Source organism: Falsiroseomonas sp. (assembly GCF_051859025.1).
In the GTDB taxonomy this organism is placed as follows: Bacteria; Pseudomonadota; Alphaproteobacteria; order Acetobacterales; family Acetobacteraceae; genus Falsiroseomonas.
Window position 1 is genome coordinate 1 of the sequence record NZ_JBHYGL010000040.1, and the last position, 25,043, is coordinate 25,043.

Sequence of the window (25,043 nt, forward strand, 5' to 3'; positions counted from 1 at the left end):
CAGCAGCAGCAGCCCAACCGTCGCCCTGCCGCCGCGGCCGCCGCGGGTGCCGCCGCCGGGGCAGCCGCCGCGGGCGCCGCCGCCGCCGCCCACCGCACGCCCGAACCGGCCCAGCCGTCGCCGCCGCCGCTTCCCTCCACCGGCTCCGTCACCGGCCTCGCCTTGCCCCGCTTCGCCGCGCTGCGGTCGGATGAGGTCAACATGCGGGTCGGTCCCTCCACCAGCTACCCGATCGAATGGACCTTCCAGCGCCGAGACTTGCCGGTGCAGATCGTGGGTGAGTTCCAGCTCTGGCGCCGCATCCGGGATGCGGAGGGGGCAGAGGGCTGGGTCCATTCCTCGACCCTGGCGGGCCGCCGCACGGTGCTGATCCGCGGCGCCGCCAATGCGCAGGAGGTGACGCTGCGCCGGCGGGCGGAGGAGAGCAGCCCCGCGGTGGCGCGGCTCCGCCCCGGCGTCATCGGCCGCATCCGCGAATGCGAGGCCAACAACAGCTGGTGCGAGGTGCAGATCGCCGGCCATCGCGGCTTCCTGCGCCGGGCGGAACTCTGGGGCATCGGGGCGGAGGAAGAGGTGAAGTGAAGGACGCGGTCTTCGCGGCCCCTCCCTCGCCCCAAGCCCCCGCCTCTCCGACGACCCCCCGCCGCCTGACCGCGGTGCTGTTTGCCGCGACCGTCGCGACCTCCGCCGCGCTGCTGTTCGCCGTGCAGCCCATGCTGGGCAAGGCGCTGCTGCCGCCCTTCGGGGGCGGGGCGGCGGTCTGGACGGCCGTGATGCTGTTCTTCCAGCTGGGATTGCTGGCGGGCAGCGCGCTGTTCCACCTGACCTCGACGCGCCTCGGCCCCCGCGGCGCGGCGGCGGTGCATCTGGGGCTGGCGCTGCTGGCCCTGCCGCTGCTGGCGCCGGTGCCGCCGCCGCGCGCCACGGGCATGGGCCCGGCCATCGATGTGCTGGCAACGCTCGCCGTCGCCTATGGCCCCGCGGTGCTGGTGCTTGGCGCCAATGCGGCGGCGCTGCAGGCCTGGTACGCGCGCGTCGCGGGCGATGCGCCCTGGTGGCTCTATGCCGTCTCCAACGCCGGCAGCCTGGCGGGGCTGGCCGCCTATCCGCTGCTGCTGGAGCCCACTCTGGCGCTGAGCGCGCAGGGGCGGTTCTGGACGCTGGGCTTCGCCGCCTGCGCGCTGGGGCTGCTGGCTTGCGCCTGGCCAGTGCTGCGGCAGCCCTCGCCGCCCGTGGCGCGGCAGGCGGCCGGCGGCGCGGGGTGGCGGCAGGCCCTGCCCTGGGTGGCGCTGGCCGCCCTGCCCGCCAGCCTGCTGCTGGGCGCGACGGAGCGCGTGACGGTGACGATCGCGCCGCTGCCGCTGCTCTGGGTGCTGCCGCTGGCGGCCTATCTCCTCAGCTGGATTCTCGCCTTCTGGCGGCCGGCGGCTGCGGCGCGCTGGGGGCTGGCGGGGGTCACGCTGTTCCTGCCGGCCATGCTGCTGGAGGTTGTCGCGCCCGCCTTCGGCAGCGCCTTCCCCTGGGCGGGGGTGCTGATCCATGTCGGCGGGCTGCTGGCGGCGGGCACGCTGGCCCATGCCAGGCTGGCGCTGGCACGGCCGGATCCCGCGGGGCTGACGCGCTTCTATCTGTGCCTGTCGCTCGGCGGCGCGCTGGGGGGCACGGTCAATGCGCTGCTGGCCCCCATGCTGTTCGACCGGCCGCTGGAATACCCGCTGGCGCTGGCCGCGCTCTGCCTGCTGCCGGCGCTGGGGCGGGACCTGGTGCCGAAGGTGATCTGGGGCAGCGCCGCCGCCCTGCTGGCCCTGGCGCCGCTGCTGGAGGGGATGGGCGGCACCATCCGCTGGGGGCGGGATTTCTACGGCGCCGTGCAGGTGCAGGACCAGGGCGACCGCCTGGTGCTGGCGCATGGCCGCACGCTGCATGGCTACCAGTGGCGCGACCCCGCCCGGGCGCTGGAACCCACGGGCTACTACCACCGGGAAGCCGGCGGCGGCCGGCTTATCGCCGCCATGCTGGCACGCCGCGACACGCCGATGCAGGCCGTGCTGGTCGGGTTGGGCGCCGGGGCCATGGCCTGCTACGGGTCCGACCGCCTCCGCCTGTCCTACATCGAGATCTCGCCCGCCGTCGTGGATGCCGCGCGGCGCTGGTTCACCTTCCTGCGGGATTGCGGCGACCCGCCCGTGGTCATCGCCGATGGTCGCGTCGGGTTGCGGGATGCCGCGCCGGGGTCGATCGACCTGGTGGTGCTGGATGCCTATTCCGGCGCCTCCGTCCCCGTCCACATGGCGACGGCGGAGGGCGTGGCGCTGTTCCTCGACCGCCTGGCGCCGGGCGGTGCCGCCGCCTTCCATGCCAGCAACACGCATTTCGACCTGCCGCCCCTGATCGCCGCCGCGGGGCGAGAGGCGGGGGCGCAGGTGCTCTCCCTCGCCGCCGCGCCGGGGGGCCAGCCCTCCGTCTGGGTCGCCGTCACGCGCGATGCGGGGCTGGCGGCCGCGCTGGCGGCGGAAGGCTGGGCCACGGTGGCGCCCGCCGCGACGCCCTGGCGGGATGATCGCTGGCACCTCGGCGCCGCGCTGCGGGGGTGGTGGTAGCGCGCCGCGAAATCGGCTTACGATGGGCGCCATGACGGACGAAGCCCCCCCTCCCGCGACTCATGACCTAGGCGGCGCCCAACGCTTCCGCTGCACGGCTGTCGAGCCGGATGACGAGGCGCCGCCGGATGATTTCGGCAAGCGCGTCGATGCGCTGCGCCAGATCCTCGGCCGCAGCGGGTTGATGACGGTGGATGAGATGCGGCGCTGCATCGAGGCGATCCCGGAGCCCGAATACCACGCGCTCGGCTACTATGAACGCTGGCTGCGCGGCATCTCCGCGCTGATGGTGGAGAAGGGCGTGGTGCAGGCGGAGGCGTTGCGATGAGCGGTTCGTTCCAGGCGGGACAGCGCGTGCGCGTGAAGCGCGATTTCCCGGAGCTGCGCGGCCCCTGCCACATCCGCACGCCGCATTACCTGCGCGGGCGGGAAGGCGTGGTGGAACGGCCGCTGGGCGCCTATCCGAATCCGGAGGATTTGGCCTTCGCCAGGCCGGCGGCGCGCATCCCGCTGTATCATGTGCGCTTCGACCAGCCCTCGCTGTGGAACGAGGGCGCGGCGGGGGACACGGTGCTGGTCGAGCTCTACGAGCATTGGCTGGAGGGCACGGCCTGATGGCACACGCCCCTTCCGCGGACAGCGTCGCACTGCTGGACCGCTTCGTCACCGCGCTCGTCGCCAAGGGCGTGCTGACGGAAGACCAGATCACCACCCAGATCGCCAGCACGGACCGCGCCAGCCCCGAGATCGGCGCCCGCATGGTCGCCCGCGCCTGGACCGATCCTGACTACCGCGCGCTGCTGCTGCGGGATGGCGGCCAGGCGGCGGAGGCGATGGGCGTCTCCATGGCCGGCGCGCCGCCCCTCGGCGTGCTGGAGGATACGGAGGCGGTCCACTACCTCGTCGTCTGCACCCTCTGCTCCTGCTACCCGCGCGCCGTGCTGGGCTATCCGCCGCATTGGTACAAATCCGCCGCCTACCGCGCGCGCGCGGTGCGGGAGCCTCGTGCGGTGCTGGCGGAATGGGGCACGACGCTGCCCGATGGCGTCGCGGTGAAGGTCGTGGACAGCACCGCCGATTTCCGCTGGATGGTGCTGCCGCAACGCCCCGCGGGGACCGAGGGTTGGGACGCCGCACGGCTTGCCGCCCTCGTCACGCGGGACGCGCTGGTGGGTGTCGCGCTGCCGCGGACATAAGCGTTGTGTTCAACAGCGCCCTTGTTCCGGGGGTTAGCCGCCACCCAAGCCTAGCAACACGGCTACGCATTGCGCGCAATCTGCATCCGTAATATTCATAGTCTGTTTCTAACCGCACGGCTGCAAAAGGCGTTCGAATGGCAACCGATGACAGCGCCCCCGTTCGACTTACAGAAGACGAAGATACGGGCGCTCGTTTTCTTGTCTACGCTTCGGAGAAAGGGCTCAAACTCGACATCCAGTATGATGGCGATACGTTGTGGATGACGCAGGCGCAGATCGCGGAACTGTTCGGCCGGGACGTGTCGTCTATATCCAAGCATATCAACAACATATTCGCCGAACGCGAGCTCGACGAGGCTACTTCTGTGCAAAAAGCGCAAACAACTAGGGGTAGACCGGCTACGATCTACGCCCTCGATGTGGTGATCTCTGTCGGCTATCGGGTATCATCTGCGCAGGCGACTATTTTCCGGCGATGGGCAACCAGCATCCTAGTGCAGTTTGCTCGCAAAGGTTTCGTTATTGATTCGCCTCGCATCAAAATTTCGACGCAGCCAGATCGTATCGCTGAACTTCGCGAGATAATCCGCGACATTCGATCTGACGAGCACAACGTATATCGAGAACTTCGTCGAATTTGCTCGATGTGCCAGGATTATGATCCTAATTCGGAGACCGCCAGAGAGTTTTACCAACGCACGCAAGCCAAGCTGGTATATGCAGTTACGTCCCATACGTCGTCCGAGCTCATTGCTGGCAGAGCAGACAACAGTAAAGAGAACATGGGTCTCGAATCCTGGCCAAATGATAATATACGCAAGCAGGACGTCGTGGTTTCAAAAAACTATCTGGCAGAGGGCGAACTGAAAGAACTAAACAGAATTACAACTATCCTGCTCGATATCTTCGAAGATCAGTTAGACGTCGGCCGAATCGTTGTTATGCGAGATGCCTCTGAACTTCTTGATCGTCAATTACATTCACTCGGCCGAGCCATCCTCAGAACTGGCGGCAGTGTCAGCGCCGTCGATGCCAAGAAAATAGCAGAGCGAGAATACGAAAAATTTGCTGAGCGCAGAAAACTTCAACGGCAACGCGAGGCGGATGAGACGATTAACGCTCTTGCGGCTGAGATTAAAGGATTGAAGAAACCCGTCCGCAATTAGAAATCTGCCGAGACATTTTTATTCAACTTTAATATTTTTAGTGCCCCAACGACGGTAGATTGGCACCTTAGCTGAAAATCAGCCTTTATCCGAAAAGCATCGCTACCGTCGAAGTGTAGACCTTTCGCTCTGGTCCGGGAGCCGCTGGCGTTCTGCCGCGTTGCAGCAGGCAGGACCAGGGCATTCCGCCCGCCGGCCTGGAAACACCCCCGCATGCCTGATGTCGCGAACCACCCGACCCTCACCGCCTGGGCGCCGCGGATGCTGTCCGTGCTGCGCATCATGGCGGGGCTGCTGTTCCTCGCGCATGGCACGCAGAAGATCCTGGGCTCTCCGCCGATGGCCGGCGGGGCGCCCCTGCCCGATGCGATGACGCTGTCCTGGGTGGCGGGGGTTCTGGAACTGGTGCTGGGCGCGCTCATCACGCTGGGGCTGCTGACCAGGCCGGCGGCCTTCATCGCGGCCGGGGAGATGGCAGCCGCCTATTTCATCGGCCATGCGCCGCGCAATTTCTTCCCGACGCTGAACGGCGGCGACGCGGCGATCCTCTACTGCTTCGTTTTCCTCTACCTCAGCGTCGCGGGCGCGGGGCCGTGGAGCCTGGACGCGCTGCGAGGGCGCAGGGCCGCGTAGCTCAGCGCGGCACCACGGCCAGCACGACGGGCAGGCCGAAGCGCTTCCACCACAGCGGCCAGCGCAGCAGGCGGATGCGGTCGCCCACCGTCTGCGTCTCCCACAACCCGCAGGCGTCGCGGGTGTAGCCGGCCAGGTCGATGGCCTGGCAGGCCACCGGCCCGCCATCCAGGTTCAGCGCGATGGCGAGGTCGAGCGGCGCATCACGGAGGAAATCCGCGAAGCGCCGCAGCGAGAAGAAGGCATCCGCCGTGGTGCCGATGATGATGCGCCCATCCCGGTCCTGGCCGAGGAAGCTGCGATTGGCGAGCCAGCGCGGATCGCCCGCCGCGCGCGTCGATCCATCGGGCGCCAGCAGCAGGGGCCAGGAGACGACGCCATCCCGAGCGCCCGCCAGCGCGGCGCGCCAGTCCCCGCCGTGCAGGTCGATGATGCGCACACCATCGGCATCGGCGATGACGGCGCCGTGCCGCGCCTCGTAGCGTTCGGGGCCGAGGCGCATCCCCTCGCTCACCATCGGCGTGTCGGGCTGGCCGTAGCGGTCGTAGAAGCTGCCATTGACGACCAGCGCGGCGCCGAGGTGGCGCATCCAGTCCTGCACCTCCCGGTTTCCGGCCGGCGCGCCGCGGGCGATGAGGCGGAAATGCGCGGGATCGATGCGGGCGAGCAGCAGGCGATCGACCTCCCCGCCATCGGCGAGGACCGGCATCTCCGCGACCTCGAACCCCTCCGCCAGCCTGCGCCAGGCCGGCGGATCGGCGCGCGCCGCCGGCACCGGGTCGCGCAGCGCGAGCCGCATGGCGGGCGAGAGGCGGGCGTCGTCGCGCGTGACATCCACCCAGTAGCTGCCGCCGCGATGCAGCAGGATGGTCACGCCGTAGAGCCCGGCCTGCGCAAAAGCCCAGCCGAGCGCGCCCGCGGTCAGCAGCAGCGCCAGCGCCGCCAGCCACGCCAACCGCCGCCGCGTCACGCCGTCACGGCCCGCCCCCGCATCCCCTGCGCGCGGATCAGCAGCGTCGTGACGATGATGACGTTGACCAGGTTCCAGGCGATGCCGTTGAGGAAGGCGGCGGCGTAGCTGCCGGTCAGGTCGAAGATGTAGCCGGACACCCAGCCGCCGATCGCCATGCCCGCCAGCGTCGCCATCAGCACGATGCCGAGCCTGGTGCCCGCTTCCCGCGCCGGGAAATACTCCCGCACGATGATGGCGTAGGACGGCACGATGCCGCCCTGGAACAGGCCGAATAGCGCGGAGATCACATAGAGCGACACCAGGCTGTCGAAGCCCAGATACATCAGCAGCGCCGCGCCCTGCAGCAGCGACCCCAGCAGCAGCGTCCGCAAGCCCCCGATGCGGTCCGCGATGAAGCCGGAGGCGATGCGGGAGATGATGCCGCAGGCGAGCATGAGGGACAGCATCTCCGTCCCCCGCGCCACGCCATAGCCGAGGTCGCCGCAATAGGCGACGATGTGGACCTGCGGCATGGCCATGGCGATGCAGCAGCCGATGCCCGCGAAGCCCAGCACCCCCGTCAGCGTGTTTTTCGAGAAGCCGAGCGGACGATCAGCGCGGGGCACCGGCGCGCCTGCGACAGGCGGCACGATTCGCGCCACCGGCGGACGAGCACGCAGCATCAGCGCGATCAGCGGCATCGTCACCAGCACGATGCAGCCGACGACGATATGCGCGACGCGCCAGCCCCAATTGCCGATCAGCACCGTCAGCAGCGGCGGCCACACCACGCCGGCCAGGTAGTTGCCCGATGCCGCCAGCGCCACCGCGATGCCGCGCCGGCGCAGGAACCACATCGAGGCATCGGCCATCAGCGGCCCGAAGCTGGCCGAGGAGCCCAGCGCGCCGATCAGCACGCCCTGCACCAGCGCGAACCACATCAGGCTCGGCGCCATGCCCGCCAGGATGTAGCCGATGCCCATGATGCAGGAGGCGCCCATCACCGGGATCATCGCGCCGAAGCGGTCGGACAGCCGCCCCATCAGGATGCCGCCCGCGGCGAAGCCCACCATGGTGAGGGTGTAGGGCAGCGACGCATCGGCCCTCGTCGCGCCGAATTCCGCCTGCACGAAGGGCAGCGCCACCACCACGGACCACATGCCCGCACCGCCCAGCGTGGACAGCGCCATGATGGCGCCAAGCCGGATCCAGCTCTGCCGGCTGTCGAGGTAGGTCACGCGTCGGGCCCGAAGGTCACGAAGTTCTCCAGCGGCTCGCGGTCCGTCACCAGCGCATTCGCCGGCACGTCGTGATCCGCGATGCCGATGGACATGCCGCAGACCAGCGCCTGGTCGTCCGGGATGCCGAGATGGGCGCGCACAACGTCGTGATGGTCGCAGAAGGCGGCCTGGGCGCAGGTGTCGAGGCCCTCGCCCCGCGCAGCCAGCATGATGGACTGCAGGAACATCCCGGTGTCGAGCCAGGAGCCCTGTTCCATGTCGCGGTCGATGGAGAAGAACAGCCCCGTGGGCGCGCCGAAGAAGTCGAAGTTGCGCGCGCGCTGTTCATGCGCCGCCGCGGTGTCGCCCCGCGCGACGCCGGCCAGCCTGTAGAGGCCGAGGCCGCAGGCGCGGCGGCGGGCCAGATAGGGTTCGCGCCAGACCCGCGGGTAGTAGTGGTAGTCGCGCTCCACCTTGGCGCCGGCGTCATGCGCGGCACGGAGTGCGAGGGAGAGTGCCGCCTTTTCCGCCCCCGTGGTGACGCGCACGCGCCAGGGCTGGATGTTCGATCCGGATGGCGCGCGGGCGGCGGCGCCGAGGATTTTCTCGAGTGTCGCGCGCGGGATGGGGTCCGGCCGGAAGCCGCGGATGCTGCGCCGCGTGGCCAGGGCCTCGAACACGTCCATCTCCGGCGTCACTCCCGCGCTTTCTGTTGCTGTCAGTCTGTCGCGCCCTGCCCAAGGGCGCAAATCGATGGCGGGGTCCGGGGGGCGCCACGCCCCCCGGCGGAGCGCCCCCCTTTTCCAGATTTGGGCGGAGCCTCGTACTTCAGGCCTTGATCTTGTCAGCGATCGCCTCAGCGACCCCCTTGGTCCCCACCCCCCCGAATTCCGCGCTGCGCAGCCCGCCTGCGAAGGCCGCGTCCACCGCCGCCTCCAGGTCTGTCGCCGCATCGGCGAAGCCCTGTCCCGCGCCGCGCATGGCCAGCCAGTCCAGCATCAGCGCGGCGGACAGGATCGCCGCCGTCGGGTTGGCGATGCCCTTGCCCGCGATGTCGGGCCCGGTGCCGTGGCTGGGCTGGAAAACCGCGTGGGTGTCGCCGATATCGGCCGAGGGGGCGTAGCCCATGCCGCCGATGAGGCCCGCGCCGAGGTCGGAGAGGATGTCGCCGAACATGTTTTCCGTCGGCAGCACGTCGAACTCCCAGGGCTTGCGGATGAGGTCGAGCGCCATGGCATCGACGTAGTGGGCGTCCGCGGGCACGCCTGGGAATTCCGCGGCAACCTCGAGAAACACTTTCCGCATGAAGGCCATGGAGGTGAAGACGTTGGCCTTGTCCACCAGCGTCACCCGCTGCGGCCGCCCCATCCGCGCCGCGCGGCGCTCTGCGAGCCGGAAGGAGAAGCGGGAGAGGCGTTCGGTGGTGGCGCGGGTGATGAGCATGGTGTCACGCGCTTCGGCGTCATCCGTCACGGTGCCGCGGCCACGGGCGTAGAACAGGCCTTCCGTGCTCTCCCGCAGGATCACCAGGTCGATGTCCTTCGCCCGGGGATGGGACAGCGGCAGGGGCACGCCGGGGATGGCGCGGATCGGCCGCACGCCGGCGTAGAGGTCGAGCCGGAAGCGGAGGTCGAGCTGGGGCGCGATTTCCGTCCCGTCGGCGTAGCGGATGCCGGGCCAGCCCATGGCGCCGAGCAGGATGGCGTCGGCGGATTTCGCGCGGTCGAAGGTCTCGTCCGACAGCGCCGTGCCGGTGGCCTGGTAGGCGAAGGCGCCGGCTTCGAGGGTTTCGGTGGCGATGCCGATGGCGTGGCGGCGGGCGAGTTTCTCCAGCACGAAGGTCGCGGCTTCCGTGACCTCCTGCCCGATGCCGTCACCGGGGAGGAGGGCAATGCGGACGCTGTTGCTGGGGCTGGGCATGGTCGTGTGTTCCTGGTCTTCCGGCGCGCATAACGGCATGGCGGCGGCGTGGCGCCAAGCCCGGGCGGCATTAACGAATGCATCCGCAGGATGCATATCACATCGAAACAATCGCCTTCCGGTTGGGCCGCCGCCAAGGGTATGGTGGGGAATGCGCCGGCATCCGCCCCTGTTCCACATCGCCCTTGCGCTGACGCTCGCGCCGGGGGCTGCGTCCGCCTGGGCGCAGGCAGTGGATGCGCGGCCCAGCGGCGGGCAGGTGGTGGCGGGGCAGGCCAGCATCAGCCAGACCGCGGCGCGGACCCAGGTGAACCAGGCCAGCGATCGCGCCGTGATCGAATGGCAGCGCTTCGATGTGGGCGCGCAGCACCAGGTGGATATCCGCCAGCCCGCCACGTCCTCCTTCTCCCTCCAGCGCGTCACGGGGGGTGATCCCTCGGCCATCGCGGGCCGAATCACGTCGAATGGCGGGGTCGCGCTGGTGAACCCGGCAGGGGTGGTGTTCTCCCAGGGGGCGCAGGTGGATGTGGCGGCGCTGATCGCGACGACGTCCGACATCACCAACCAGAATTTCATGGCCGGCCGCATGGTCTTCGATGGCCAGCCCCGCCCCGGCGCGCGGGTGGAGAATCACGGCACGATCACGGTGGCGGACCGCGGGCTGGCGGCGCTCGTCGCGCCCAGCGTCGCCAATTCGGGCACCATCCGCGCCCGCCTCGGTCGGGTGGCGCTGGCGGGGGGGGATGCCTTCGCGCTGGACCTCGCGGGCGACGGGTTGCTGGCGCTGGATGTCACGCGCCAGGTGCAGGCCGCACCCGGCGGCGCCACGGCGCTGGTCACGCAATCCGGCACCATCGAGGCGTCCGGCGGCAGCGTGCTGCTGACCGCCGCCGCGGCGTCGGGCGTGATCGAGACGCTTGTCCAAGGTGGGGTCCAGGTTGGCGGCACCACCACCGCATCCCAGGTCGCGCTGCGCGCGCAGGGCGGCGGCGTGACCATCACCGGTGACATCACGGCGCCGCGCGGCGTGGTGGAGGCCACGGCGTCGGGCACCGTCCGCGTGGCATCGGGCGCGCGGGTCTCCGCCGATGCCGGGCGCGTCACCATCGGCGCGGGGGCGGAAAGCCGGCCGGGCGCGCCGCGGCGCCTCGCCGCCCGCACCGTCGTGGAACAGGGCGCGCGGGTCTCCGCCGATGGCGGCGGCACCATCCTGGTGCACGCGGAGGACCGGACGGACATGCGCGGCAGCCTCTCCGCCACGGGCGGGGAGATCGAGGTCTCCTCCCGCAACGCCCTCGCCCTGGATGGCGCCATGGCGGCGGATCGCGTGCTGGTCGATCCCGTGACGCTGCGGGTGGTGACGACGCTGTCCGGCACCACCGAACCGGCGGAGATCACCGCCGCCGCCATCAACGCCACCACCGGCGCGCTGACCCTGCAGGCCGATGCCGCCATCGCGGTGGAGGCCGCCATCGCCAAGACCAGCGGATCGCTGACGCTGGAGACGACGAACGCGACCGCCACCCCCGGCCAGGGCATCACGATCCTGCGCCCCCTGCGCGTCACCGGCGACCTGGTGCTGCGCAGCGCGGGGGACATCACGCAGGCCGCGACGGGCGCCACCATCGATGTCGGCACGCTGGAAGCGCGGAGCAGCGGCGGCCAGGTGCGGCTGGAAGCCGGGGGCAACGCCATCCGCGCCCTGGCCGGCGGCAGCGCCGCCACGCGCCTCGGCATCGCCACCACCACCGCCCTGTCCGTCGATGGCGCCATCGCAGCGCCGGAGACGGCGCTGGCCACAACGCAGGCGCTGTCGCTGCGCGCACCCCTCACGGCGACGACCAGCCTCGACCTCAACGCCGATGGCGGCGTGACGCAGGATACGACGGGCGCCGGCATCACCACCGGGCTGCTGCGCCTGCAGGCGCCGCTCGGCACCGTCACGCTGGCCGGCGCGGGGAACCGGGTGACGACGCTGGGCGACGCCACAGTGCCGCTCGGCCTGACCCTGGTGAACGAAGGCGCGCTGAACATCGCCGGCAGCATCGGCGGCGGGCGCCTGTCCTTCACCACGCGCACGGGCGACCTGACCCAGGACCCCGCCGCATCGCGCATCATCGCCGATGAAGTGCAGGCGGTCGCGGAGGCAGGCTCCGTGCTGTTCGACGGCACGCTGAACAGCATCCCGCTGCTGTATGGCCGGGCGCGGGACAGCTTCGTGGTCGATGCCGGCGGCGCCGTGCTGCTGGCCGCCCCGGTCAGCGGCACGGATGTCGAGATCCGCGCGGCGGGGGAGATCGCGCAGGACCTCGGCGCCCCCGTCACCGCGACGCGGCTGCGCCTGAACGCGACCGGCGGCGCCATCACGCTGGACGATCCGCAGAACCGGGTGGCGGCGCTGGGCGATGCCGCGGCCGGGGGCGCCTTCGTGCTGGCGACGGCCGGCGCGCTGGCGATTGAGGGCACGGTCTCCGGCACCGAGATCGGCCTGACGGCGGGCGGCGACATCACGACGAATGGCGGCCGGATCGAGACGCCGCTGCTGCGCGTCACCTCCATCGGCGGCCTGGTGCGGCTGGATGCCGGGGCGAATGCGATCGCGGCGCTGGGTTCCTCCGGCGCCGCCACCGACTTCACGCTGGTGAACCGCGACCCGCTGCGCGTGGCGGGCGCGGTGGATGCGGGCGGTACGCTGCGGCTGACCGCGCAGGGCCTGGCGGTGGAGGCGCCGCTGGCCGCTTCCCTGGTGGTGCTGCGGGCGGAATCCGGCGACGTCACCCAGACCGCCGCCGGCGGCATCACCGCGCCGCGGCTGCTGGCGGAAAGCCCGCTCGGCAATGTGCGGCTCGCGACCACCGCCAACGGCATCGGCGCCTTCGGCGGTGGCGCGGCCTTCGAGTGGGAGGTGGCCGCGGCCGGCAGCGCGGCGCCCGACGCCATCGCGGGCATCGCCGCGCCGCAGGTTCGGATGACCGTCGGCGGGGACCTGATGCAGGCCACCGGCGCGGCGGGCATCGAGGCGGAGCGGATCACGGTCGCCGCCGCCGGGCGGGTCGATCTGCGCGCGGCCTCGAACGCCATCCGGGAACTCGGCGCCATCACCGCGCCGGGGGGGCTTTCCCTCTCCACCACCACGGCCCTGACCCTCGCCCTGCCGCTGACGCTGCCCGCGGTGACGCTCTCCGCCGCGGGGGGCATCGCGCAGCTCACCGGCGCGCCCCTGGCGGCGGGGGTGGCGCGGCTGGATGGCGGGGCGGGCGATGTGCTGCTGCCGGAGGGGGCGAACGCCATCCCGCGCCTCGCCGCCGGGCAGGCGGGCGGGGTGTTCCGGGTCTCGACAGGCGGCGGGCTCGCGATCGAAGGTGCCATCACTGCCGGCACGCGGATCGAATTCCAGGCGGGCGGGGACATCACCCAGTCCGGCACCGGGGCGGGGCTGGCGGCGCCACTGCTGGGCGTGGTGTCGCTGGGCGGCAACGTCGCGCTGACCGGGGCGGGCAACCGCGTGCCGTCGCTGGGCTACAGCGCCGCCGCGGGCGATTTCGCCCTGTCGCAGGAAGGCGCATCGCCCCTGCTGCTGGTGGGCCTGCTGGTCGCGCCCGGCGTCACGCTGCGGACGGAAGGCGGCGTGGCGGATGCCGCGGGGGGCGGGCTGCGGGCGGGGATGCTGGTGCTGGACACCACCGGCGCCGTGCGGCTCGACGCCGCCGGGCAGCATCTGCTGGATGCGGTGGCCGGCCGCGCCGGCAGCCTGGCGCTGGCGGTGGAAGGCGCGCTGTCCGTCGCCGATCCGCTGGCGGTGACGGGCGCGGCATCGCTTTCCGCCACCGCGCTCTCGCTGGATTCCGGGCTATCCGCCGCCAGCGCGGCGCTGGTGGCGCGGGCGGGCGGCGTGACGCAGGCAGCGACGGGCGCCGGGATCACCACCGCCAGCCTCACCGTCCAGGCCAGCGGGGCCGTGGCGTTGGGTGGCGCGGGCAATGCGGTGGCGCGGCTGGCGGCCGGCAGCGCCGGCGGGGCCTTCGCGCTGGCCAGCGCCGGCGCGCTGGCGGTCTCCGGCGGCGTTTCGGGCACCGAGATCGTGCTGCGCGCCGGCGGCGCGATGACGCTGGACGGCGCCAGCCTGGCGGCGGACCGCGCGGTGCTGCTGGCCGTGCCGGGCGGCCTGGCCTCCGGCGCCACCAGCCGGCTGCTGGGTCGGGACCCGACGCTGCTGCCGGTGATGATCGTCGATACGCGCCGCACCGGCGGGCTGGTCGCCATCCCCGCCGGCGTGGCGGCAGACCTGCCGGGCCTGCCCGCCGCTTCCCAGGCGACGCAGCTTTCCACCTTCGGCGCCCCGACCGCCGCTGCCGCGGGCCCGGCGGTCTTCGACCTGGTGGTTGGATCCTCCCCCCTGTTCCTGCTGCTCGACAGCGGCAGCGCGCTGGGGGTGCTGGAGGCCGGGCGGCTCGGCGTGCTGGGCAGCGGGGGATCGGCCTTCATCGTCGGCACGCTGGGGGGTTCTGGCGGCGGCACGGCGGCGCAATCCGTGACGGTGGCCTCCGCCGGCTCCACCTACCTCTTCAACAGCTGCGTCATGGGCGCCGCGCTCTGCGGCGGGCAGCCGGTGACGCCCGATCTGCCCGACCCGGTCATCCCCCCCGTCGTGACACCCGACCCGCCGCCGGTGGTGGTGGTGCCGGTCGTGCCCGATGGCGGGGCCGCCCTGGCCGGGCTGCCCCTGCTGCCCGGCAGCGCCATCGCGCCGCGGCTGCTTGCCTCCGACCTCCGGGCCGGCAGCCCGGACGGCCCGCCCGAATGGCTGGTGCTGTCACCCCGGCGGCGAGAGGACGACCATTGAACCCGGCGTGCCGATAGCGGGCATGGCGGCCTGGCGGGGCCGCAGCGTGATGCTGCCATCCGGATTGGCCTGGGCGGTGACGGGGCCGAGGCGGCTGAGCGCCTCCAGCGCCGCCGCCAACCGGCCTTCATCCAACCGGGTCTCCTCCAACCGGGCCTCATCCAACCGGGAGTCATCCAACCGGGCGTCAGGCGCCGGGATGGCGGCGGAGTCCCGCAGCAGCCCGGCGGCGACGCGGGCGGGGTCGAGGTCCGGCGCCACGCGCATCACCTCCAGCAGCGCCGCGGCGGCGGCGGGGGCGGTGGCGGCCAGGGCGGCGTGAAGCTGGTCCCGCCGCGGATCGGGTGGCAGCGGCGCCTGCACCGCCCGGGCGGCGGCGATGCGGCGCGCGGTCGCGCCCAGGTCGGCGGCCAGCACCGCATGGCGCCGGCTGGCGAGCAAGGCGCGCGTCGCCGTCTCGTCCAGCCCGTCGGCGGCGGCGGCGAAGACCGGGTCATGCGCCCGGCGCGCCGCGATCTCCCGCCGCTCCGCCTCCGTCTCCGGCCGCTGCGCCGCATCCAGCAGCAGCCGGGCCACCAGCGGCGCCGGTGCGTCCGGGATAGGGGGCGCGACGCGGGCCGGGGCGGGCGGGATGGCGAGGAGCCGCGATTCGGGAGTGTTCACGCGCGGCTTCGGGAAGATCACCGCCTGGGCCCAGAGCGCAGAGGCCAGGGGCAGCGTCGCGATGGCGAGGTGCGCGGGCAGGCCGATCTTCGGCACCGCCGCGCTGAACAGCATGAAGCAGCCGAGGCCGAGCAGGCCAGCCGCCGCCCAGAGCCCCGCGATCCCCGCCAGCCGCGTGGGCGGCATGGCGGGCGATCCCGCCCGTCGGCCGAACAGGCCCCCGGCGGGTCCGCCGCGCTCCGCCGCACCGCTTCCGCCGCGCTCCGCCAAGGTCGATTCGCCCCCGGTCAGCGGAGGTTCAGCGGAGGTTCATGAGGCCTTCGAACAGGCCGCGCAGCATGCCCGCACCCTCCGTCAGGCCCTCGACCCGCAGGGGGCGGCCGGCGGTGCTGCCGGCGGTGGCGGCGAAGACGGCGCGGTCCTGCGCAAGCTCCGCGGCGGAAAGCCGGCCATCGCCATCGTAATCCAGGCTTTCCAGCAGGACGCGCCCGGCCAGGATGCCGGCCACGGCACCGGCGCCGACCGCGGCGGCGATCACGTCCTGCGTGCCGCCTTCCTGCACGGCGCCGAGCCAGGCGGCACCGCGCGCCAGGCGGGCGATTTCCGCCGATGTCAGCAGCCCGTCGCCGCTGACATCGGCCTGGGTGACGATGGCCTGGGCGCACACACCCGGCGTGCCGATGGCGCAGCCGGCTTCCAGATGCTCGACGATGGCCAGGAAAGCGGCGCCTTCGCCATGCAGCGCGGCCAGCACCGCGGGCGGCGCCGCGCAGCGTCGCCAGGTCGCCAGCGGCGTGGTGCCGGGCAGGCGGTCATCGCGCATCTTGGGGTCGGGCTCGGCGGTCTCCAGCCCCTCCCCGGCCGGGCGCAGCATGATGCGCGGGGCTTCCGGGCCGGTGGCGGTGCCGATGGTCCAGCCTGACGCCTCCCGCGTCGCGGCCAGGCGGAACAGGCGGGCCGGGGCTTCCGCATCCACCCGCGCCACGCTGCGGGCCGTCACCACCAGCATCCCTCGGGGGTCGGCGCATTCACCGGCGAACCATGCGCCGCGCTGGGCTTCCGGCAGCACGGGCCCGGCCGGAGCCGCGGGTTGGGCGGCCGCGGGTTGGGCGATCGCCAGCAGCAGGATGGCCGCCTGCGCCAGGCGGGTGGTGAGTGCCGGCATCATCGCACCTCGATCTCCTCGCCCCGGCACAGATCGACGCCGGGCCGCGTCACTTCCCGCCCATCGCGGAACACCACCACCAGATCGGCCGCGCAGGCGCCGCCCTCCAGCCCCGGCAGATCCATCGCATCGCCCACCGGCAGCACATCGGCGCCGAGGCGATCCGCCCCGCGCGGCGCGCCGGGCGGGGCGGCATAGACCTCCACCACCGGCAGGGGCCCGGCATTGCGCAGGCGGAAGCTGCCCGGCGACGGTGCCGGGGTGGTGGCGGGGACGGGTGCCTCCTCGATCCGCTGCACCACCCAGCCGGGGGCGATGACGATGCGCGGCTGGTCGCAGATATTGACCTCCCGCGCTTCCTCCGCCCCACCATTCGGGAAGACGATGCGGATATCGGCCTCGCAGCCGCCTTCCACCTGCACCACCGTCTCCTGCCCCTGTAGCAGGGTGGCGGCGCCCAGGCGGTCCGGCCCCCAGTCGCTGTCGGTGCTGGGGGAGACATAGACTTCCTGCACGGTCGCGAGGTGCCGGTTGACCAGCGCCACGGATTGCGTGGGCGGGCGCGGGATGCCGCTGCGGTCGAAGGCCACGGTCCGGTTGGCGCAGAGGTCGAGGCCCTGCTTCACCTCCTCCCGGTCATCGGCATAGACGGCGCGGATGTCGAAGGCGCAGTCGCGGGTGCGCATGCGCAGGCGGAAGCTGGCATTGGCATCGATGACGCCGGCGCCCAGGCGGTCCGGGCCCCAGGCATCGGCGGCCCGGGGGGCGGCGTTGGGCTCCGGGCGGGCGGGGGCGGCGTAGAGTTCGCGCAGCACGATGTCGCTGCGGTTGGCGATCTCCGCCTCCAGCGTCGGAAGCGCGGGGTCGCCATAGACCAGGCGCTGGGTGCGGCAGATGTCGACGCGGCGGCGGACATCCTCCGACCCGTCCTGGAAGATCGCGACCGCGTCCCAGGTGCAGTTCTGCACGCGGCCGAGGCGGAGCCGGAAGGTGGCGCCCTGCGGCACCGTGTCCCGCCCCAGCCGGTCCTGCCCGCGATCCTGGGCGTTGGGGGTGAACAGGTAGAAATTCTGCAGGACCAGGTCGGTCTCGTTCTGCAGCGTGATCTCCCGCATCGGCGCCTGCTGGGGGGCCTGTTGCGGGGGTTGCTGGGCCGCCGCGCCGCCCGCCATGGCAAGGCCGATCGCCACCAGGGCGAAGGCGCCCCGAAGGGCGCGGATGGATCGCATGATGGGCCGGGCTCCCGCTGGTCCGCCCGACAATGCTCATGCGCAACGCTTGACGCAAGCAAGCGTTTCTTTCCAGGTCGTTAACCGCCCTGGATGGGCTGCCTCCCCGCCGCCATGCCATCCGGTGCTGCGCCGTCCGGGGCTGCGCCATCCGGGGCCGCGCCGTCCAGGTCCCGCGCCCGGGGGCGCCAGATCGCATAGGCCAGCAGGATCAGCGCCAGCAGGCCGCCAGCCAGGGCGGGCGCGCGCCAATCCCCGGACAGCAGCCGGTTCACCAGCAGCGACCCGCAGACCAGGGCGCCGAGGGCGGGGACGAATTGCGGCACCTCGAACCCACCGGCGACCTCTCCCTCCCGCCGCTGCAGCACCAGCAGCGCCAGGTTCACCACGGTGAAGACCGCCAGCAGCAGCAGCACGGTGGCGGCGGCGAGCTGCCCGATATTCCCCGCCAGCACCAGCGCCACCAGCACCGGCAGCAGCACGAGCGTCGCGACATGGGGCGTGCGCCGCGTGGGGTGGATGCGCGCGCAGGCCGCCGGCATCAGCCCCTGCCGGGCCATGCCCAGCAGCAGGCGGGATGCCGTGACGTAGTTCAGCAAGGCGGTGTTGGAGACCGCGAAGATGGTGATGGCGACATAGCCCCAGCCGGGGAACCAGGGCGCGGCGCGGGCCATCACCTCCGCCAGCGGCCCGGGCGCCTCGGCCAGTTCCCGCCAGGGCACGACGGAGACGGCGGTGATGGCGACCGCGATGTAGAGGGCGGTTGCCGCCAGCATGGCGGCGATGATGCCGATCGGCAGCGTCCGGCGCGGGTCCTTCGCCTCCTCCGCCACGTTCAGCGTGTCCTCGAACCCGATGAAGGCGAAGAAGGTCAGGATGGCGCCCGTCATCAGGAAGGACAGGCCGATGCCGTCGGGGCTCGGCGTCTCGAACAGGTCGGCGCTGCCCCAATAGGGGGCGCCGACGGCGATCACCAGCAGCAGGCCCGCCGCCTCCACCGCCGTGCAGACCATGTTCATCCACATGCTCTCCTGGATGCCGCGCAGCACCACGCCGGCGATCAGCAGCAGGAAGCCCAGCGCCAGGATCAGCGGGGCCACTGCCTCCGCCCCCAGCAGCCGCAGCAGGTTCTCCGCCACCACGCGGGACTGGGTGGCGACGGAGGTGAGGCCGGATGCCATGACCGCCAGGCCCACCACCCAGGTCAGCAGCGGCCGGGCGAAGGCGCGCTGGGTGACATAGGCGGCGCCGCCCGCCCGGGGATGGCGGCTGCCGAGGGAGGCGTAGGACAGCCCCGTCAACAGCGCCGCCACCATGGCGACAATGAAGCCGAGCCACACGGCGGAGCCGAGTTCCCCGGCCGCGCGGCCGACCAGCCCATAGATGCCCGCCCCCAGCATGCCGCCCAGCGTGTAGGCGAACAGCTGGAACGGCCCGATGCTGCGATGCAATTCGGGGTGGGCGGACCCGGCAGGGCCGTCCGGCGGGGATGCGGGCATGGGCGTTCGGTTCCTCCCGGCCAGGCAGACATGCAGCCAGGACGCGCGGCGGACCGTCCGGTTGCGTTCCATCCCGGTAAGTCTCGCGCAAGCAGGGAAGCGGCGGCATGCTGGCACCTTCCGGTGCGGACAATCGGCGCATAAGGTGGACGGGAACGCGCCAATCCTGGAGGAAACATGACCACCCGCCGCAGCCTGATCGCCGCCACCGCCGCCATGCCCGCCCTGACCCTGCTGGGGCGCGACGCCAGCGCCCAGCAGCGCTTCAACAGCCTCTATGTCTTCGTCCCCGCCGGCCCCGGCGGCGGCTGGGACGGCCTCGGCCGTGCGATCGAACAGGCCTCCCGCGGCGCGGGCCTGGTCAATTCCTTCCAGTTCGACAATGTCGGCGGCGCCGGCGGCACGGTGGGGCTGCCGCGCTTCGTCAGCCAGCGGCGCGGCCGCGGCGATGCCATCATGGTGGCGGGCGCCGTCATGGTCGGCGCCGTCATCACCAACCGCACCCCCGTCGGCATCAAGGACGTCACGCCGATCGCGCGCATGACGACGGAGCCGGGCGTGATCGTGGTGCCGGCCAGCAGCGACCTGCGCGACCTCGCGGGCTTCATGGCGGCGCTGCGGGCGAACCCGGGCGCGGTGTCGGTCGGCGGCGGCAGCGCGGGGGGCATCGACCACATCACCCTCGGCCTGATGCTGAAGTCGCTTGGCAGGAATGCGCGGGAAGCCAGCTATGTCGCCTTCGCCGGCGGCGGCCCCGCCCAGGCCGCGATCCTCGGCGCGCAGGTCCGCGCCGGCATCTCCGGCGTGTCGGAATTCGCCGAGCAGATCCGGGCGGGCCGCATGCGCGCCTTGGCCACCACGGGCGATACCCGCAGCCTGGACGGCGTGCCGACGCTGAAGGAAAGCGGCATCGACATCGTCATCGGCAACTGGCGCGGCGTCTTCGGCGCCCCCGGCATCAACGCGACCCAGCGCCAGGCGCTGTCCGACTACATCGCCGCGCTGGTCGCGACGCCGCAGTGGAAGGAGATCGTCGCGCGCCAGGGCTGGGACGAGGCCTATCTGGGCGGTGCCGATTTCGAGCGTTTCCTGGCCCGCGACCAGGCGGATACCGAACAGGTGCTGCGCGACATCGGCCTGGCCGGCTGACGCGTTCCTGCCGTGCCGCTTCGGCGGCACGGCACCTGACACCAGCGGAGGCCCAGGCTGGATGCGCGATACCCAACGTTCGGACCTGGGGGCGGCGGTTTTCGTGCTGGCCCTCGGGCTTGTCTCCGCCTGGCAGGCGGCGGTCATCCCGACCACGCCGCTCTATGCCCAGGTCGGGCCCAAGGCCGTTCCCTACCTGATCGCGGCGGCGCTGGTGGTGCTCGGCATCGGCCTGGTCGCCGCCGCGCTGCGCGGCGGCTGGTCGCATGACCTGGAGGAGGTGCGGGACGCGCCGCCCACCAATTGGCGCGCCCTGACGCTGCTGCTGGCGGGGCTGCTGGCGAACCTCGCCCTCATCGTGCCCTTCGGCTTCACCGTCGCCGCGACGGTGCAGTTCACCCTGGCGGCGGCGGCCTTCGGCAGCATCGCCCATGCGCGCAATGTGAGCATCGCCTTCGTGGTCTCGTTGGGCGCCTATGCCCTGTTCGTGAAGGTGCTCGGCGTCAATATCGGCGCCGGGGTGATCGAGGCGCTGGTCTTCGGAGACCCCGGCTGATGGAAACGCTTTCCGGCCTGGCCATGGGCTTCGGCCATGCGCTGACTTTGACCAATCTCGGCTGGGCGCTGCTCGGCTGCTTCCTTGGCACCGCGATCGGCGTGCTGCCGGGCATCGGGCCGGCGCTGACCATCGCGCTGCTGCTGCCCATCACCTTCAGCGTGCCGGCGACGGGCGCCTTCATCCTGTTCTGCGGCGTCTTCTACGGCGCGATGTATGGCGGCTCCACCACCTCCATCCTGCTGAACACGCCGGGCGAGTCAGGCTCCATCATCACCTCGCTCGAGGGTTCGAAGATGGCCAAGAACGGCCGCGCGGGGCCGGCGCTGGCCACGGCGGCCATCGGCAGCTTCGTGGCGGGCACGGTGGGGACCATCGGCATCGCCTTCCTCGGCCCCGTCGTCGTGGAACTGGCCCTCAAGCTCGGCCCGGCCGAGTATTTCTGCCTGATGGTGCTGTGCTTCGTCACCGTCTCCGCCGTCCTTGGCGGCTCCGCGCTGCGCGGCCTCACGAGCCTGTTCTTCGGGCTGCTGCTGGGGCTTGTCGGCATCGACCTGCAGACCGGCCAGCCGCGCCTGACCTTCGGCATCCCCGAATTGCTGGATGGGGTGAACGTCGTGCTCGTCGCCGTCGCGCTCTTCGCGGTGGGGGAGACGCTTTACCTCGCCTGGCGCTACGTGGAGGGCAAGCAGCAGGTCCTGCCGGTCGGCAGCATCATGATGTCGAAATCCGACTGGAAACGCAGCTTCTGGCCCTGGGTGCGCGGCGCCGGCATCGGCTTCCCCTTCGGCGTCATGCCGGCGGGCGGGACCGAGATGCCGACCATGCTGAGCTACTACATGGAACGGAAACTGGTGAAGCCGGAGCATGCCAAGGAATTCGGCACCACCGGCGCGATCGAGGGCGTGGCCGGGCCGGAAGCCGCGAACAACGCCGCCGCCGCCGGCATCCTGGTGCCGATGCTGACGCTGGGCCTGCCCACCAGCGCCACCGCGGCCATCATGCTCTCCGCCTTCCAATCCTATGGCATCCAGCCGGGGCCGATGCTGTTCACCAGCCAGGCCGAACTGGTCTGGACGCTGATCGCGAGCCTCTTCATCGCCAATGTCATGCTGGTGGTGCTGAACCTGCCGCTGGTCGGGCTCTGGGCGCGGATCCTGAAGATCCCGCAGCCGCAGCTCTATGCCGGCATCCTGGTCTTCGCGACCATCGGCACCTACGGCATCAGCAACTCCGTCGTGGACCTGGTGCTGCTGTACGGCATCGGCATCATCGCGATGTTCATGCGGCGCTTCGACTTCCCGGTGGCGCCGGTGGTGATCGGCATGATCCTGGGGCCGATGGCCGAACAGGCACTGCGCCAGGCCATGACGATCAGCCAGGGCGACTGGACGGTCTTCGTGACGCGGCCGATCAGCCTGGCGATCCTGCTGGTGGCGGTGGCGGCGCTGGTCGGGCCGCGGCTCTACGGCGCCTGGGTGCGGCGGATGGCGGCATGATTTTGCCACGCTGAATTTGCTGGCGCCTTCAGTCTAGCTGAAATATCCTGGGGCCATGAGGCTAGATGAACGGCTCCGACAACTCGGGATGTCCCAGCGGGAGTTTGCCCGTCGCCTTGGGGTGTCCGACGCTACGGTGAGCGGTTGGATTTCAGGCCGCAACGTCCCTGACGCCCGCAAGCTGCCTTTAATCGAAGCGCAAACTGGGGGTGCGGTGAAATTGGCGGATTTTCTGGGCGCTGCGCCGAAAGGGCCCGGACGTCGCGCGTCTTCACAGGGACGGAAGCGTCGCCTCACGGCAAACGTCACTCCGGGGGCGGCACAAGGTTTTCCAGACGCACGACAGTCGCTGATGACCGACGCGGCGGAACTCGGACTCGACCCCGACGCCATCGCCACCAAGTCCATCCAGGACGCCATCCGCGCCGAAAAGACCCGCCGCTGGCAGGCGGAGAACCGGGCGGCGATGGATGCCTGGAACGAATGGACGGACCGGAACGGCCTGCCGCTCGCGAAGTACCGGATGTTCTGACGGGTGGCGCGCTTCGACCTATACCGGCCGAAGGATTCGACCGCCTGGCTGCTCGATGTGCAGGCTGACTTCCTGGATCATCTGCGCACACGGGTCGTGGTCCCGCTGCTACCGCCGGATGACGTACCGAGCCGGATCACGGATCTGCACCCGGCCTTCGAGGTCGAAGGCCAGCGCCTGCTCATGGCAACTCAGCTGATGGCGGCCGTGCCACGGCGCGAACTCGGCCGCCCCGCCGGCAACCTCGCCACCCACCGCGATGACATCACCCGGGCGCTGGACCTGCTGCTGACGGGGTTCTGAGGCGCCTCAGACCGGCGCGGCGCAGGCGTCCACCAGCAGGGCGATCATGTCCTCCGCCACCTCCGCTGCGCGATCCTCGCCCGCCCAGAGGTCCGCCCCCGGCACTTCCAGCCGGAGCGTGCAGAAGCCGTGCACGGCGGACCAGGCGATCGCCAGGCGCGCGCGCAGCGCACGGCCTTCGGCGCCCGGCGCGGCGGCGGCCATGGCGGTGGCAAGCGGCGTCCAGGCGCTTGTCGCCGCGGCGCGCCATTCGGCATTGGTCGTGTCGATCAGGTCGGTGCGGAACATCAGGCGGAAATGCGCCGGATTCTCCCGCGCGAAGGCCAGGTAGCCCCGCCCCGTCGCGGCCAGGCGGGCGCGGCCATCGGCACCCGGCGGCAGGGCGGCCACGGCCGCCTCCATGCTGCGGGCGAGCCGGTCCGACTTCTCGATCGCAAACGCCGTCAGCAACCCGCGCTTGTCGCCGAAATGCGGCGCGGCGGCGGAATGGGAGACACCGGCGCGGCGGGCGCATTCGCGCAGGCTGACCGCCTCCGGCCCTGCCTCCAGCACGATCTCCGCCACCGCATCCAGCAGGGCGCGGCGGAGGTCCCCGTGATGGTGGCGGCCACGGGCCTTGGGGGTGACGGTCATGCACCGATCCTGCCGCCGCGATTCGAACTTGACAATGGTCAGTCCCTCGGGCGATCAAACTGACCGTTGGACAGTTCGGGGACCTGACCGGTGGAAACCTTCTTCTCCGCGGCGAATCTGCTCGCCATGGCGGGCTGGCTCGCGCTGCTGGTGGCGCCGCGCAACCGGGCCGTGACCTGGTGGTTCGCCGGGCTGGCGCTGCCGGCGCTGCTGGCGGTGCTCTACCTCGTGCTGCTGGCGACCCATGCGCCGGGGGCGGAGGGCGGGTTCTCCTCCCTCGCCGATGTCGCCGCGCTGTTCCGCAACCCCGGTGTCCTGCTGGCGGGGTGGGTGCACTACCTCGCCTTCGATCTCTTCATCGGCGCCTGGATCTGCCGGCGCGGCGCGGCGGAGGGGGTGAACCCCTGGCTGGTCCGCCTCTGCCTGCCGCCGACCTTCCTCGCGGGGCCGGTCGGGCTGCTGCTGTTCCTGTGCATCCGGGCGGTGCGAGGGAGGACGGCATGATCGCGATGCTGCGGGAGTTGGACCGTCGCCAGCCCGTGCTGGCGCGGCTGGGATGGGCGATGGCGGCGGTGCTGGCCTTCTGCCTGGCTTCGATGCTGCTGGATGGGCGCGGGATCAATGGCGTCTCCGTCTGGACCAAGCCGGCAAAATTCGCCGCCTCGCTCGCCGTCTGGTTCTGGACGCTCGCCTGGGCCTGGGGGGTGCTGGCGCCGGCGGTGCGGGATGGATGGGTGGCGCGGGTCGTGCTGTGGGGGACGGTGGCGGCCGGATTGTTCGAGCAGGGCTGGATCACGCTGCGCGCCGCGCTTGGCCTGCGCAGCCACTTTGCCAGCGATCCGCTGGGCGCCTTCATGTTCTCCGTGATGGGCGCGGCGGCGCTGGCGCTGGTGCTGCTGGCGGCGGTGCTGGGGATGCTGGTGCTGCTGCGGGGCGATGGCGCGCAGGCGCGGCCCTGGCGGCTGGCGGTCGGGCTCGGCCTGGTGGTGGCGGGGGTCATGGGGGGTGTCACCGGCTTCGCCATCGGGGCGCAGGGCGGGCCGGTCATCGGCGGCACGCTGTCGGACGCCGCAGCCTGGCCTCCCTTCTTCTGGTCGCGGGACGGCGGCGACCTGCGCATCGCTCACTTCCTCGGCACCCATGCGATGCAGGCGATCCCCGCCTTCGCACTGCTGGCCGCGCCGGGTGTGCCGGGCGTGGCAGTGGCGGCGCTGGCCTGGCTGGCGCTGTCGGTCGCGGCCTTCGTGCTGGCGCTGGCGGGCATCCCCCTCATGCCGTAAGG

At 71.8% G+C, this 25,043-nt stretch carries 24 protein-coding genes and 1 pseudogene; 16 read left to right on the top strand and 9 right to left on the bottom strand.

Annotated features, from left to right (window positions below):
- The 7 genes from ACTIE5_RS27200 to ACTIE5_RS27230 form a co-directional block, all read left to right on the top strand.
- Positions 1-582 (top strand): SH3 domain-containing protein (locus tag ACTIE5_RS27200; protein ID WP_439552877.1); only part of this gene is annotated, 582 nt, incomplete at its 5' end.
- Entirely contained in the window at positions 579-2,600 is a 2,022-nt protein-coding gene (locus tag ACTIE5_RS27205; RefSeq protein WP_439552878.1) for a spermidine synthase, read from the top strand. The genes ACTIE5_RS27200 and ACTIE5_RS27205, both read left to right, overlap by 4 nt.
- Positions 2,601-2,631: 31 nt before the next feature.
- Positions 2,632-2,928: a nitrile hydratase gene (locus ACTIE5_RS27210; protein WP_439552879.1), complete on the top strand. Its 297-nt coding sequence runs from the start codon at positions 2,632-2,634 to the stop codon at positions 2,926-2,928.
- A complete protein-coding gene (locus tag ACTIE5_RS27215; protein WP_439552880.1) occupies positions 2,925-3,215 on the top strand; it encodes an SH3-like domain-containing protein in 291 nt (96 codons plus the stop codon). The genes ACTIE5_RS27210 and ACTIE5_RS27215 overlap by 4 nt, the downstream gene beginning before the upstream one ends.
- Positions 3,215-3,796 (top strand): nitrile hydratase subunit alpha, encoded by a 582-nt coding sequence (locus ACTIE5_RS27220; protein ID WP_439552881.1) that lies wholly within the window; start codon positions 3,215-3,217, stop codon positions 3,794-3,796. The genes ACTIE5_RS27215 and ACTIE5_RS27220 overlap by 1 nt, the downstream gene beginning before the upstream one ends.
- 137 nt (positions 3,797-3,933) lie before the next feature.
- Positions 3,934-4,965, top strand: a complete 1,032-nt coding sequence (gene rhuM, locus ACTIE5_RS27225; RefSeq protein WP_439552882.1) for a RhuM family protein — start codon at positions 3,934-3,936, stop codon at positions 4,963-4,965.
- Between the two features lie 213 nt (positions 4,966-5,178).
- Positions 5,179-5,598: a DoxX family protein gene (locus ACTIE5_RS27230; RefSeq protein ID WP_439552883.1), complete on the top strand. Its 420-nt coding sequence runs from the start codon at positions 5,179-5,181 to the stop codon at positions 5,596-5,598.
- 1 nt (position 5,599) lies between these two features.
- Here ACTIE5_RS27230 and ACTIE5_RS27235 read toward each other — a convergent pair whose 3' ends face one another.
- The 4 genes from ACTIE5_RS27235 to ACTIE5_RS27250 form a co-directional block, all read right to left on the bottom strand.
- Entirely contained in the window at positions 5,600-6,568 is a 969-nt protein-coding gene (locus ACTIE5_RS27235; protein WP_439552884.1) for a phosphodiester glycosidase family protein, read from the bottom strand.
- Positions 6,565-7,788, bottom strand: coding sequence for an MFS transporter (locus ACTIE5_RS27240; protein ID WP_439552885.1), 1,224 nt, complete (start codon positions 7,786-7,788; stop codon positions 6,565-6,567). The genes ACTIE5_RS27235 and ACTIE5_RS27240 overlap by 4 nt, the downstream gene beginning before the upstream one ends.
- Entirely contained in the window at positions 7,785-8,468 is a 684-nt protein-coding gene (locus tag ACTIE5_RS27245; protein WP_439552886.1) for a nitroreductase, read from the bottom strand. Before ACTIE5_RS27245 ends, ACTIE5_RS27240 begins: the two co-directional genes overlap by 4 nt.
- A gap of 130 nt (positions 8,469-8,598) precedes the next feature.
- Entirely contained in the window at positions 8,599-9,690 is a 1,092-nt protein-coding gene (locus tag ACTIE5_RS27250) for an isocitrate/isopropylmalate dehydrogenase family protein (RefSeq protein ID WP_439552887.1), read from the bottom strand.
- 151 nt (positions 9,691-9,841) lie between these two features.
- Between ACTIE5_RS27250 and ACTIE5_RS27255 the strand changes: the two genes are divergently transcribed.
- Positions 9,842-14,533, top strand: coding sequence for a beta strand repeat-containing protein (locus ACTIE5_RS27255; protein WP_439552888.1), 4,692 nt, complete (start codon positions 9,842-9,844; stop codon positions 14,531-14,533).
- Here the strand turns inward: ACTIE5_RS27255 and ACTIE5_RS27260 are convergent.
- From ACTIE5_RS27260 to ACTIE5_RS27275, 4 genes are all read right to left on the bottom strand, one after another.
- On the bottom strand, positions 14,504-15,382 hold the full coding sequence (locus ACTIE5_RS27260; protein ID WP_439552889.1) for a hypothetical protein: 879 nt from the start codon (positions 15,380-15,382) through the stop codon (positions 14,504-14,506). The two genes, ACTIE5_RS27255 and ACTIE5_RS27260, sit on opposite strands and share 30 nt — an antisense overlap.
- 112 nt (positions 15,383-15,494) lie before the next feature.
- Positions 15,495-16,364, bottom strand: a complete 870-nt coding sequence (locus ACTIE5_RS27265) for a hypothetical protein (RefSeq protein WP_439552890.1) — start codon at positions 16,362-16,364, stop codon at positions 15,495-15,497.
- Positions 16,361-17,590 carry a hypothetical protein gene (locus tag ACTIE5_RS27270; RefSeq protein ID WP_439552891.1) on the bottom strand — a complete coding sequence of 410 codons (1,230 nt, stop codon included), beginning with the start codon at positions 17,588-17,590 and terminating at the stop codon, positions 16,361-16,363. Before ACTIE5_RS27270 ends, ACTIE5_RS27265 begins: the two co-directional genes overlap by 4 nt.
- Before the next feature lie 80 nt (positions 17,591-17,670).
- Positions 17,671-19,089 carry an APC family permease gene (locus ACTIE5_RS27275; protein ID WP_439552892.1) on the bottom strand — a complete coding sequence of 473 codons (1,419 nt, stop codon included), beginning with the start codon at positions 19,087-19,089 and terminating at the stop codon, positions 17,671-17,673.
- Between the two features lie 177 nt (positions 19,090-19,266).
- Here ACTIE5_RS27275 and ACTIE5_RS27280 point away from each other — a divergent pair, with 177 nt between their 5' ends.
- The 6 genes and pseudogenes from ACTIE5_RS27280 (at position 19,267) to ACTIE5_RS27305 (ending at position 23,128) form a co-directional block, all read left to right on the top strand.
- Positions 19,267-20,238 (top strand): Bug family tripartite tricarboxylate transporter substrate binding protein, encoded by a 972-nt coding sequence (locus ACTIE5_RS27280; protein ID WP_439552893.1) that lies wholly within the window; start codon positions 19,267-19,269, stop codon positions 20,236-20,238.
- Between the two features lie 61 nt (positions 20,239-20,299).
- On the top strand, positions 20,300-20,794 hold the full coding sequence (locus tag ACTIE5_RS27285; RefSeq protein ID WP_439552894.1) for a tripartite tricarboxylate transporter TctB family protein: 495 nt from the start codon (positions 20,300-20,302) through the stop codon (positions 20,792-20,794).
- Complete coding sequence (locus tag ACTIE5_RS27290; RefSeq protein ID WP_439552895.1) at positions 20,794-22,293, top strand: tripartite tricarboxylate transporter permease; 1,500 nt, start codon at positions 20,794-20,796, stop codon at positions 22,291-22,293. Before ACTIE5_RS27285 ends, ACTIE5_RS27290 begins: the two co-directional genes overlap by 1 nt.
- Before the next feature lie 55 nt (positions 22,294-22,348).
- Positions 22,349-22,480: pseudogene (locus ACTIE5_RS27295) on the top strand (helix-turn-helix domain-containing protein); the annotation flags it as partial.
- Between the two features lie 165 nt (positions 22,481-22,645).
- Positions 22,646-22,825 carry a type II toxin-antitoxin system CcdA family antitoxin gene (locus ACTIE5_RS27300; RefSeq protein WP_439553081.1) on the top strand — a complete coding sequence of 60 codons (180 nt, stop codon included), beginning with the start codon at positions 22,646-22,648 and terminating at the stop codon, positions 22,823-22,825.
- Positions 22,826-22,828: 3 nt separating this feature from the next.
- On the top strand, positions 22,829-23,128 hold the full coding sequence (locus ACTIE5_RS27305) for a CcdB family protein (RefSeq protein ID WP_439552896.1): 300 nt from the start codon (positions 22,829-22,831) through the stop codon (positions 23,126-23,128).
- A 6-nt stretch (positions 23,129-23,134) separates the two neighbouring features.
- Here ACTIE5_RS27305 and ACTIE5_RS27310 read toward each other — a convergent pair whose 3' ends face one another.
- Positions 23,135-23,761: a TetR/AcrR family transcriptional regulator gene (locus tag ACTIE5_RS27310; RefSeq protein ID WP_439552897.1), complete on the bottom strand. Its 627-nt coding sequence runs from the start codon at positions 23,759-23,761 to the stop codon at positions 23,135-23,137.
- A 90-nt stretch (positions 23,762-23,851) separates the two neighbouring features.
- Here ACTIE5_RS27310 and ACTIE5_RS27315 point away from each other — a divergent pair, with 90 nt between their 5' ends.
- Positions 23,852-24,265, top strand: coding sequence for an ABA4-like family protein (locus ACTIE5_RS27315; RefSeq protein ID WP_439552898.1), 414 nt, complete (start codon positions 23,852-23,854; stop codon positions 24,263-24,265).
- Complete coding sequence (locus ACTIE5_RS27320; protein ID WP_439552899.1) at positions 24,262-25,041, top strand: hypothetical protein; 780 nt, start codon at positions 24,262-24,264, stop codon at positions 25,039-25,041. Before ACTIE5_RS27315 ends, ACTIE5_RS27320 begins: the two co-directional genes overlap by 4 nt.
- Positions 25,042-25,043: the final 2 nt, after the last annotated feature.

What these genes read in the sequence shown, in the direction of transcription:
- ACTIE5_RS27285 (WP_439552894.1), top strand. Translation starts at nt 20,300, where the DNA reads ATGCGCGATACCCAACGTTCGGACCTGGGGGCGGCGGTTTTCGTGCTG.
- ACTIE5_RS27320 (WP_439552899.1), top strand. Translation starts at nt 24,262, where the DNA reads ATGATCGCGATGCTGCGGGAGTTGGACCGTCGCCAGCCCGTGCTGGCG.
- ACTIE5_RS27300 (WP_439553081.1), top strand. Translation starts at nt 22,646, where the DNA reads ATGACCGACGCGGCGGAACTCGGACTCGACCCCGACGCCATCGCCACC.
- ACTIE5_RS27280 (WP_439552893.1), top strand. Translation starts at nt 19,267, where the DNA reads ATGACCACCCGCCGCAGCCTGATCGCCGCCACCGCCGCCATGCCCGCC.
- ACTIE5_RS27260 (WP_439552889.1), bottom strand. Translation starts at nt 15,382, where the DNA reads ATGCCGCCCACGCGGCTGGCGGGGATCGCGGGGCTCTGGGCGGCGGCT.
- ACTIE5_RS27275 (WP_439552892.1), bottom strand. Translation starts at nt 19,089, where the DNA reads ATGCCCGCATCCCCGCCGGACGGCCCTGCCGGGTCCGCCCACCCCGAA.
- ACTIE5_RS27290 (WP_439552895.1), top strand. Translation starts at nt 20,794, where the DNA reads ATGGAAACGCTTTCCGGCCTGGCCATGGGCTTCGGCCATGCGCTGACT.
- ACTIE5_RS27220 (WP_439552881.1), top strand. Translation starts at nt 3,215, where the DNA reads ATGGCACACGCCCCTTCCGCGGACAGCGTCGCACTGCTGGACCGCTTC.
- ACTIE5_RS27230 (WP_439552883.1), top strand. Translation starts at nt 5,179, where the DNA reads ATGCCTGATGTCGCGAACCACCCGACCCTCACCGCCTGGGCGCCGCGG.
- ACTIE5_RS27270 (WP_439552891.1), bottom strand. Translation starts at nt 17,590, where the DNA reads ATGCGATCCATCCGCGCCCTTCGGGGCGCCTTCGCCCTGGTGGCGATC.
- ACTIE5_RS27210 (WP_439552879.1), top strand. Translation starts at nt 2,632, where the DNA reads ATGACGGACGAAGCCCCCCCTCCCGCGACTCATGACCTAGGCGGCGCC.
- ACTIE5_RS27215 (WP_439552880.1), top strand. Translation starts at nt 2,925, where the DNA reads ATGAGCGGTTCGTTCCAGGCGGGACAGCGCGTGCGCGTGAAGCGCGAT.
- ACTIE5_RS27310 (WP_439552897.1), bottom strand. Translation starts at nt 23,761, where the DNA reads ATGACCGTCACCCCCAAGGCCCGTGGCCGCCACCATCACGGGGACCTC.
- rhuM (WP_439552882.1), top strand. Translation starts at nt 3,934, where the DNA reads ATGGCAACCGATGACAGCGCCCCCGTTCGACTTACAGAAGACGAAGAT.
- ACTIE5_RS27250 (WP_439552887.1), bottom strand. Translation starts at nt 9,690, where the DNA reads ATGCCCAGCCCCAGCAACAGCGTCCGCATTGCCCTCCTCCCCGGTGAC.
- ACTIE5_RS27265 (WP_439552890.1), bottom strand. Translation starts at nt 16,364, where the DNA reads ATGATGCCGGCACTCACCACCCGCCTGGCGCAGGCGGCCATCCTGCTG.
- ACTIE5_RS27255 (WP_439552888.1), top strand. Translation starts at nt 9,842, where the DNA reads ATGCGCCGGCATCCGCCCCTGTTCCACATCGCCCTTGCGCTGACGCTC.